At 52.2% G+C, this 8,970-nt stretch carries 8 protein-coding genes; 7 read left to right on the forward strand and 1 reads right to left on the reverse strand.

The window, feature by feature from the left end; genetic code table 11:
• The first annotated feature begins 12 nt into the window (after positions 1–12).
• From P8N76_24450 to P8N76_24475, 6 genes are all read left to right on the forward strand, one after another.
• Positions 13–495, forward strand: coding sequence for a 6-carboxytetrahydropterin synthase (locus tag P8N76_24450; GenBank protein ID MDG2384843.1), 483 nt, complete (start codon positions 13–15; stop codon positions 493–495).
• A 424-nt stretch (positions 496–919) separates the two neighbouring features.
• Complete coding sequence (locus P8N76_24455) at positions 920–1,384, forward strand: hypothetical protein (GenBank protein MDG2384844.1); 465 nt, start codon at positions 920–922, stop codon at positions 1,382–1,384.
• 241 nt (positions 1,385–1,625) lie between these two features.
• Complete coding sequence (locus tag P8N76_24460) at positions 1,626–2,528, forward strand: hypothetical protein (protein MDG2384845.1); 903 nt, start codon at positions 1,626–1,628, stop codon at positions 2,526–2,528.
• A 333-nt stretch (positions 2,529–2,861) separates the two neighbouring features.
• Positions 2,862–3,290 carry a hypothetical protein gene (locus tag P8N76_24465; protein ID MDG2384846.1) on the forward strand — a complete coding sequence of 143 codons (429 nt, stop codon included), beginning with the start codon at positions 2,862–2,864 and terminating at the stop codon, positions 3,288–3,290.
• Between the two features lie 408 nt (positions 3,291–3,698).
• Positions 3,699–5,078, forward strand: coding sequence for an endonuclease/exonuclease/phosphatase family protein (locus P8N76_24470; protein MDG2384847.1), 1,380 nt, complete (start codon positions 3,699–3,701; stop codon positions 5,076–5,078).
• A 272-nt stretch (positions 5,079–5,350) separates the two neighbouring features.
• Positions 5,351–6,589, forward strand: a complete 1,239-nt coding sequence (locus P8N76_24475) for a hypothetical protein (protein MDG2384848.1) — start codon at positions 5,351–5,353, stop codon at positions 6,587–6,589.
• A 303-nt stretch (positions 6,590–6,892) separates the two neighbouring features.
• Here the strand turns inward: P8N76_24475 and P8N76_24480 are convergent, their stop codons facing one another.
• Positions 6,893–7,858 carry an alpha/beta hydrolase gene (locus P8N76_24480; protein ID MDG2384849.1) on the reverse strand — a complete coding sequence of 322 codons (966 nt, stop codon included), beginning with the start codon at positions 7,856–7,858 and terminating at the stop codon, positions 6,893–6,895.
• Between the two features lie 805 nt (positions 7,859–8,663).
• Between P8N76_24480 and P8N76_24485 the strand changes: the two genes are divergently transcribed.
• Positions 8,664–8,970 (forward strand): hypothetical protein (locus P8N76_24485; GenBank protein MDG2384850.1); only part of this gene is annotated, 307 nt, incomplete at its 3' end.

The raw sequence follows: 8,970 nt of genomic DNA on the forward strand, positions 1-8,970 counted from the left end.
GGTTTGCACACGATGATCATCCAAAAAGATTACAAGTTTTACGCGGCGCATCGCAACGAGGAATTGCAGGATAAATGCAGCAACCTGCACGGCCACCGCTATGGCCTACGATGTTTTTTCGAGGTTGAGCGAACGGGTTCAATCACGACGCTCTTCTCCGACTTCGACTCAAAGGTCGAGCCGTTGTTGAAATCACAGTATGATCACGCGATGCTTGTTAACGTGCACGATACTCTGTACGAGACGCTCACGGATCACAACCGACGAACGGGGGAGTCGCTGCGATTGAAAACGTTCGAACGGCCCACCAGTCTCGAAAATCTCGCACACAAACTGTTCAGTGAAATCACCGATCTCGGTTTCCGTCTGCAAAAAATCGAGCTGCGAGAAACAGATACGTCGATTCTCAGCTACAACCGTGAGGATTGGATTGAAGACAGTCGCCACTTTGCCGCGACTCAACCTGCCCCGGTCGAGGTAACGAATCGCTCCTAGACGCACCGTTCGATCAAGCCACCTCGAACAACACTTTACAACGGGCAGGCTCTAAAAAACATCTGTTCGCGTTCGGAAACGCCCGCTCGGCTCAATACACCGCTGAGCGAGAGCGGGCGAGATGGGAAACCGCTCCCGAGTCGGTCCTCGGTCCGAATTCGGCAGCTGTTCTTCCCAATAGCCGGCCTCGCCCCGATCGTGGACTGCCTTGGCCAAATCACCAAGATCCCCGCAGTGCCGACCTCAACTCAACGCTTCTCTCGCAGATTCCCCATGCCACCTACCGCGCCACCACCCCGCTAGTTCGAGCGACGCAACCCATCGGCGGACGAACGCGTATTTAGCCGTTGATTGGCGGACTTTCCTTGCAATCGTCGCGTCCTAACTACAGGTCCCTCTTCCTATACCCTTGAAGGCAACGAGCATGAACTACGAGAACGCGGAAGCCCAAGCGATCTTTGACATGGCGATCGCCAACCGCTGGTATGGTGTCGTCCCAGCTATATTCAAAAGCAGTCTCAAAGAAATTCTAGTCGAAAAATATATCCGCGCAATGATCCAAGAATCGCCGGACAATTTCGCCGATGAAACGATCACCGACAACAACCTCACCCAATGGCGTGCTGTGAGCTACCGCGTGGCCACGATGCGAACACTCAGCAACATCATCGTCGCCATCGCCAAACACCGCGACGAGATACTTGAAGCGAATGGGGGGGAGGACGACGCCCAAGAAACGGTCGCAAAGTGCGATGAAATCTTGACCGAAATGCAAAACCATTGCAGCCGGCAGGTTGGGAGAATCACCGAACCGAGTCACCAACTACTGATTCAAGAAGTCATCGACAAGATCTACGATGACGCAGAATCAGAACTGACATCCAGCTAGAACGCACAGCCACGCTTGAAATCGCCGTCAATGCGGGGCATTTCAGTCATCGCATTGACTCATGACCCCACCAAGTCGCTTCAGACCCCACAGTGACTTTCAATTTGGATCGCAGGCACGTCGCACAGACTGAGGTTGACGGACGGACGCAAAGTTGAGTACAGACTAAGGCATTAATGGCCTTCCGTGCATCGAATCAACAACGATCTTGTCCGACCCGTACCTTGAAAAACACCTCACGATGAACTTGCTAATTGCCTGCCCGCGTAAACTTTTGCTGGTCGACACCCAGACGGCAACCTCTTACGTTATCGAGTCGCACCGCCCAGAATACTATGGCATCACTTGGGATCAAGACGGCCAAAATTTAATTCTAGGTCACAGTGGCATCGACAATTCGAACCTGCAATCACTTGAATCTTACATCGACAGTGAATGTGGATGGGTCTCCCATGGCAGACAGCGAGGCCCGTCGGTGCTTTCGCAAGCCCACCAAATTTTGTCCGTCGACGATCGACTCATCGCGACGAACACAGGTCGCAACAGCATCACCGTCTTTCGGACTGACGACTGGTTTTATCACCATTACTGGATCGACGACGTCCGCTGGGACCGCAAGGGAAAACAAGACCTGTGCGGAAGACATTTCAATTCGCTTTTCTTACACCGCGATCAATTGCACGTAATCGCACACAACCATGACCGCGGCTCGGAACTCATTCGCTTTTTTTGGCCAGAGATGGAAGTCATACGAGTCGAAAAGACAAACGCTGAGATGGCCCATAACATCTGGGTCACCGACGAGGGACAGCGTGTCATCTGCGACTCCATGCGTGGCAGTGTCGTCGACTTAGACCGGAACGAAGTTCTCTGGCAAAGCAGCACGCCAAATGTGGTGACTCGTGGCCTCGCATCGAACGGACATTATCTTTTTATTGGTCAGTCGGCTATCGGCCCACGTCAAGAACGCACTGCACGAGACAGTCACGTCTGGATCGTAGAACTCGCCACGTGGAAAACCGTGGACTGCATCCGATTACCCAAATCGGGAAACATCCATGAGATCAGACTGATCGATCAGCCCGACCATTGCCATCACCGACAAGTCTACCGAGGCCCGCTCTCCCACCGACTCGCAGCCTAGCCAACCGATGTTGATGCGTAACATCCAACGCTTGGCCTACAATCGACTGGCAACTGCTGCTGTCGTACGCAACGACCTATTCGCCCCTGCTCCGCCTCGGCAATTCAACCTCTGATACTTACCGGAAAGACAAGTAAAAGCAGGTGGAACAATCGACAAGCTTGTGATCGCCGCAGGATTCCTGCCGCCGTCGCCCGCGGGTTCCAGCGAGCCTCCCGATCGCTGCAAGCGAGACCGGATTCACCTTGAACACGAGTGAGGTGAGTGTAAGATTGTGGATACCTCATCAAGGTGCCCCACGCACACAAGAGACATCGCCTGCCAGGTCGAACGATGAAGCTTGATCCCCGCTACGGTTATTTTCCGCGCTGGCCAGAAAACGGTAACGCCTGGATTCACCCCGCCGATATTTCGACAGCACGCAGTAGGATCCCAAGCTTGCAAATATGGCGACGGGAAGAAACCCACACTCCCTATGAACTACTGCGATATGGCGAAACAACCATTCGAGTTTTGCCCTCACTCTGGACGGAAGTACCGGGCGAGAACATTGACATCGGCGACTGGGTAGAAGTCAAGTCACGCCTGCAAAACAACTCTTACCAGATCGCAAAAATTCGAGAAATGCATTGGAATGTCGGCTCACAGTTGATTGATTATCACGTGGAAATTCGCCAATTTGTCTTGCCGAACAAACTTACGCGCATTGACCTACGCTTACTGGGGCAGATGCCTCTGGAACAGCGTCCCTCAACCGATTGATCAAGCACCCCCAATCTTGCATTGCACATCATCCGGCAGGCCCCAATGCCCAACCGGGTCCTACTGGCGCTGATCATATCGCTCGTCAACTGACTTGACTCGGTCATCGCGGGCGAATTTAAATCAGACCAAACATTGAATGGCTGAGAACCACCAACTCGACTAACCTTCGCCGCTGCAAACCAAGTTCACAAAACGACTTGCTGCAGCCTGATTCTGTTTCCCGTCCTATCACTCGCGCCCCCAATCAGGCTCAGCCGTGCGGCCTTCGAAAATGGCACCGAGTCCCAGCGGCCAGCTGCCTGACTTGGCCGGTCTTTTCTTTTAAAATGAGAAACGCAGGTTGCAGTGTCACCCCATTTCGACACCCGCGTTTATCTTCATTCTCACTTCCCGACTTGAATTCACATGAAGACACATCGATTCGTTCCTTTGATTCTCGGTCTGCTTACATTAACCAATGGCCAAGCGACCATCGCTGAAGAGAAAAGTTTGATTCTCGACGGTCGTTTTGACGACTGGACAGATCAACAGATAATTGCTCGAGATCCCATCGGAGATCAAACGGCTGCTTTTGACATTTCGTACCTAGCGGCGAGGACGGATGGAACGAGACTTTATCTACGGTTTGACTTGGGACAAACCCTAAATCTGCAAAATGGCCCTGAAAGCGAGGGCACTCTTGAGTTACGTCTCGGCTTGCCTACAGACCGCTTTCTTGCCATAAATTTCCGAGAGCGTTTTGCGTATTACAGCGACGCGCCGAGCGAACGGATTCCGTGGCAACGAATCGACTTCGCTTGCTTGCCAACATTTGCCTCGGACTCGGTTGAAATGCGGGTTGACTTGAGCCATGCGTGGGTCACAACAGGCGAATCAGTGACCGTCGACTTTCGTGGCTCAGACCAATTAAGCCAGCCTGTTTTAATACGACTCGAAGAAACATCGACACCGCAACCTCATTCAACAAATCGGCTCCAGGCCACAGATTTTCGCGTCGCGAGCCTGAATACCCTTCGCGGAGGATTAAGCGATGCTCGTCGTTCCGAGCCGATCGGTCGATTAATCGGGGCGGCAGATGCGAATATATACTGTTTTCAAGAAGAGAATGATGAGAGTCGTTTTCGTCAGGCGACCCGGTTGGTCGGTCGCCATCAGCATTGGGCCAATGGCTGTGGAATTGTCACGAATTATCCGTTGAAGCCCCTCTCTCTAAACCTTTCCCAGGGAGCAGTAGCGTCGATCACCCTACCAGGCGGTAAATCGATCATCGTTTGCAGTGTCCACTTCAAATGCTGTGGCTACCGTAACAGTCCGGAAGATCGTCACCGAGTCCGACAAGCAGAACGTTTAACGACCGCATTGACGAAATTGCGATTAGCTCACAACAAGACGAAAACGACGTCCCCCGGGGTCATCGTCATCGGGGACTACAATCTTGTCGGCTCACGCCGTCCGCTTGCTCTGCTGGAGTCGATCGGGCTTCGTCCCCGTCTTCTGCTGGCGAATGGTGACAACTCAGCAACCACATGGCGAGGCCGCCCTGACGAGCCGTTTTGGCCAGGACGACTCGATATTGTCTCGTACGATGCCAAACAACTGCGTCCCACGAATGGCTTCTTACTCGACACGGGCCGTATGACGAACGCTGATTGCACCCAACTTGGATTGAAAGCGAATGACAGCCAAGCCAGCGACCACCTGATGCTGGTGGCTGACTTCCAGCTTCGCGAACAGCTCCCTTCCCACAATGCCCCGCTTCACGCTACCGACCGAGAAGACGAGTAAGAAGGGAGGGGAGTGTGAACCAAAACACCGTTTCGATTTCTTAACATCCCACAACAACGCGTTCACGAACATTTAATCGCGAACAAGTTAGGCAACCTTTTACTGACGATCTTGTTGGTGATCTGTTTTTTTTCTTGGAATCGGCAATTGGTTACGTTAAGTTGGGCCTCGCCGATCCGGCCAATGCGCAATTTCATTGCTCGATGTGCGTTTCCTTAACCATCTAGTTTCCTTAACCATCTAGTTTCAATTATGCAGGGAGTTTGCCAGTGATGAACCGAAAGTATTCAATTATCCTCTCTTGTGGCTTGGCAGTTTTCGCCATAGCAAATCATCCGCTCATCGCAGCAGAAATTCTTTTCATTGGCGGCCAACCTGATGCCGCCGCGGGTGACGACCAATTTGTTCTTGAGCATCTCGAAGACGTACTGGGTCACAATGTCGAATACCTCCCAGCCAACGAATCAAACACTGGCGATGCTGAGGGCCGAGACTTGCTAGTCCTCTCTTCGACCTTCGGTTCAGGTGACGCTCGCGGCAAATTCCAAGATGTCGACCTTCCCATTTTGCAATGGGAAGAAGCTCTCGTCCGTTGGAATCACGGAGCTGCGGACGGAAACTTTCGGATGTCAGAACAAAGCCGTAATGGCTCCGGTCGTGAAACCACAGACATTATGATTTTGGAATCAGCAGTAGGACATCCGCTCGCGGGTGGACTCTCAGCTGGCAGGCACGAGATTTTTGAGGACATCAATCGTACACCCCAGCAATTTGGTGAAATGGCACCTGGATTAATTCGAATCGCTGCCTTGGACGACGAGTTCGCTGACGAAATCGCGTCCTACTGGGAAGATGAAAATGGCACCGAGGTGGAAGGGCCGGAACTCGTTCTAACTGCCATCGAAGCTGGGGGCGAACTAGGCCCTGCAGGCGATGGCTTCTTTGCGCCGGCGGCCCGCGTCAACTTCCCGATCGAAGACGTTGGATTCGACCTGCTGAATGAAGCCGGTCTAAACCTCTTCAATGCTTCTATTGACTGGCTTCTAGGCGGAACCGATCCTGGCCTTTTGGGCGATTTCAATGGCAACGGCGAGTTGGACATCGAAGACATCGATCTTTTGACAGCCGCGTCGGCTAGTGGAGCCAATGATGCCGCATTCGATGTCAACGCTGACAATCTCGTCAACTCAAGCGACGTAGAGACTTGGGCCAATGACTTGAAGAACACATGGATTGGCGATTCGGACCTGGATGGGCAATTCAATAGCGGTGACTTCGTAGTCGTATTTGGAAAAGCCAAATATGAAACGGGCAACCCCGCTGTCTGGTCCGAAGGCGACTGGAACGGAGATGGCCAATTTAACTCAGGTGACTTCGTTGCTGCTTTTTCAGATGGTGGATATGAACAGGGCGCACGCCCCGCACCAGCTGCTGCAGTCGTCCCTGAACCTTCGACCGCCGTACTGGCACTCCTCGCCAGCCTTTGCCTCGGGTTCTTCCGTCGACGTTAATCGAACTTTCCTATCCAACCGTTTCCAAACGGCATTGTCGCTACAGCGGCAGTGCCGTTTTTTTGTCGGCTGCGCAATCAGGGAGTCTCCGCCACCTGCTCAAGTGTTTTATTCGCTTACACCATCATTCAACACCTTCAGCAATTAATCCACTGCCAATCCTAAGACTGAATGTCTTGCCCGCAAGGAACACCGCCGATGAAACCAGGCGGTATGAGCTCAGAAGGATTGCCTATTTTCCGTCAGCGTGTCGAACGAAGACGAAAAACACCACGGTCCACTACTCATGGAAAACTCGGACACCTACTCCTGCCCCATCGCTCCGTTCTCCATCATCCGAGAAACATAACCGCTGTTGAGATAGAGCCTAGCTGTATGCTCGCGACCGATCTGTCGACTAACATCACACTGGCGTATCCGCCCTTTAAGCTCGCCGAGACAAGTACCATCGAAGCCTCTATATCCCAGCGCCGTGACCGGTCTTTGGCTCGATATGACCCAAAACTGTTTCAACGCACGGTCGCGAGAATTGTAAAGCAGTAACAAGCGTTCGATCTGGCCAGCGGCCAGGCCGTATCGACCGCTGGGTGATAACCACCGGTTTCCCATCGCGGGCGCCATCAAAACGACGTCAGCATTCAGTCGATGAGCTGTTTCCAAATCCAAACTACAGCCGCAAATCGCTCCACCGGCCAACAAGTGCAATGCGCCGCTGATGATGGGCCCTCCAAAACTGAAGCCGATCAAGCTGAGCGGCTCATTTTCTGGTTGGGTCTCCAAGACAGATGCCAGGTAAAAGGATTCTGAATCGGTCCTCGCCGCCTTGACGCGGGCATCCCTCACAAGCCCCTTCACTCGGTCAGAAGGCCAGGACCAGATCACAAATCGCATTGATTCTGAGCCAAACTTCTGGCACTCCAGTTTTCGATAAACACGTAAGCCGCGATAAGCAGCATAGCTCGATGAAACACGATTACCGTGTACATAGATGCACGTTCGGCGGCCAACACCATCGGCTTCAAACTCGGAAAGATTCCCGGGAACCGTGCTTCCAGCCTCATCCAGGCGAGTGAATTGCAGCGTTGTTGGATCGACGACGCTATGACAGTTCGAAGATGGCAAATGCCGGCTACTAATGAGCCAAATCACATTTGCAGAATCTGTCTTGCCTGCTGAATGGGTCTTGGCATCTTCGGCGTGCGTCGATGAGTCCGACCACGGGAAAAGAATTAAGATTGCAACCAAAAAATAATATGGCCTTGGCATCATCACATCCGTCTCTCCGCGGGCTCGGTCCTCCATCAAGCCCACAGCTTAAGCATGCAGAAAGCGACAACAAGAGGACATCCAGAACAAACCTAAGAATGTCATCCTCTCTGCCACTATCTGAACATTAATTCCTGCATGAAGTTATTCGACGTAAATGCAATCCACCGCGACAACATTCCGGTTGTTGTAACTCGGCAAATCTCAAAATCCCCTCTATCTGCAACGTGACGCAGAAGAATATCGACGAATGACAACTGCATTCCAAAGTCGCAATCAATTGAAATGCCTAGAAACCGAAAATCGACTGGAGTATCAGTCCGCTCAGAATCGTAATACCGATTTTCATGATCTCACCGCCACGAAAAATCTATTTTCAAACAGGGGCCGATCGCCAGCACAATCCAACCGCCCACCTTGCCGGCGCGAATAAAATGTTCGACGAATCCGTGGCTACGAATATTTATCAGACCACTCATCAGACTGTTTAAGCAGGCATGTGAACGGCTGGTAACGATTATTCCGATTAAGGATAGCTCCCCAACCGTTCGGCAACGATGCATGTCAGTGGCAATCGCATTGCGCCCGTTACCTCACTCGACACACTGCCGAAACGCCGTTGTTTTCAGTACCCAACAGTTGGGGGTCCGGTTATGACGGCTTCCCACTCGAAAAGGATTTGATTCACTAAAAGTTTTCTTTGAAGTCAACATGCACCGAACTTAGTGTGGAACTTGAAAGCAAGAATCTAGCTTTCGGTATATCCAACGATCCTCACCATTCGATTCAACACCAAGGAGCTACAACGATGAAAATCCCAAACTTAAGATCCTGCTTTTGGCTTCTTGGCCTGAGCCTCATGATGGCCTCCGCCGACGCGTCGGTGATCGTGGTAGATGACTTTGATGACGGCACGATCGATCTGGAAGCAAATTCCGTCATTCGAGACGTGAGACTATTTGATCAGGCCACCACATCCGCGATTGGTGGTTTCCGAGACACAGGCGTTCAATTGGTGAGTGAATTCCTCTCAGCACGGGCTCAAGCCAATCCGATCCCGGGCGTTATTGCGTTCTCCTCCGCTTCAGCAAGCACCGGTGTGTTCGAGCTCATTT

The sequence above is a fragment of the Pirellulaceae bacterium genome (genome assembly GCA_029243025.1).
In the GTDB taxonomy this organism is placed as follows: domain Bacteria; phylum Planctomycetota; class Planctomycetia; order Pirellulales; family Pirellulaceae.

What these genes read in the sequence shown, in the direction of transcription:
- P8N76_24450 (MDG2384843.1), top strand. Translation starts at nt 13, where the DNA reads ATGATCATCCAAAAAGATTACAAGTTTTACGCGGCGCATCGCAACGAG.
- P8N76_24470 (MDG2384847.1), top strand. Translation starts at nt 3,699, where the DNA reads ATGAAGACACATCGATTCGTTCCTTTGATTCTCGGTCTGCTTACATTA.
- P8N76_24460 (MDG2384845.1), top strand. Translation starts at nt 1,626, where the DNA reads ATGAACTTGCTAATTGCCTGCCCGCGTAAACTTTTGCTGGTCGACACC.
- P8N76_24465 (MDG2384846.1), top strand. Translation starts at nt 2,862, where the DNA reads ATGAAGCTTGATCCCCGCTACGGTTATTTTCCGCGCTGGCCAGAAAAC.
- P8N76_24480 (MDG2384849.1), bottom strand. Translation starts at nt 7,858, where the DNA reads ATGATGCCAAGGCCATATTATTTTTTGGTTGCAATCTTAATTCTTTTC.
- P8N76_24455 (MDG2384844.1), top strand. Translation starts at nt 920, where the DNA reads ATGAACTACGAGAACGCGGAAGCCCAAGCGATCTTTGACATGGCGATC.
- P8N76_24475 (MDG2384848.1), top strand. Translation starts at nt 5,351, where the DNA reads ATGAACCGAAAGTATTCAATTATCCTCTCTTGTGGCTTGGCAGTTTTC.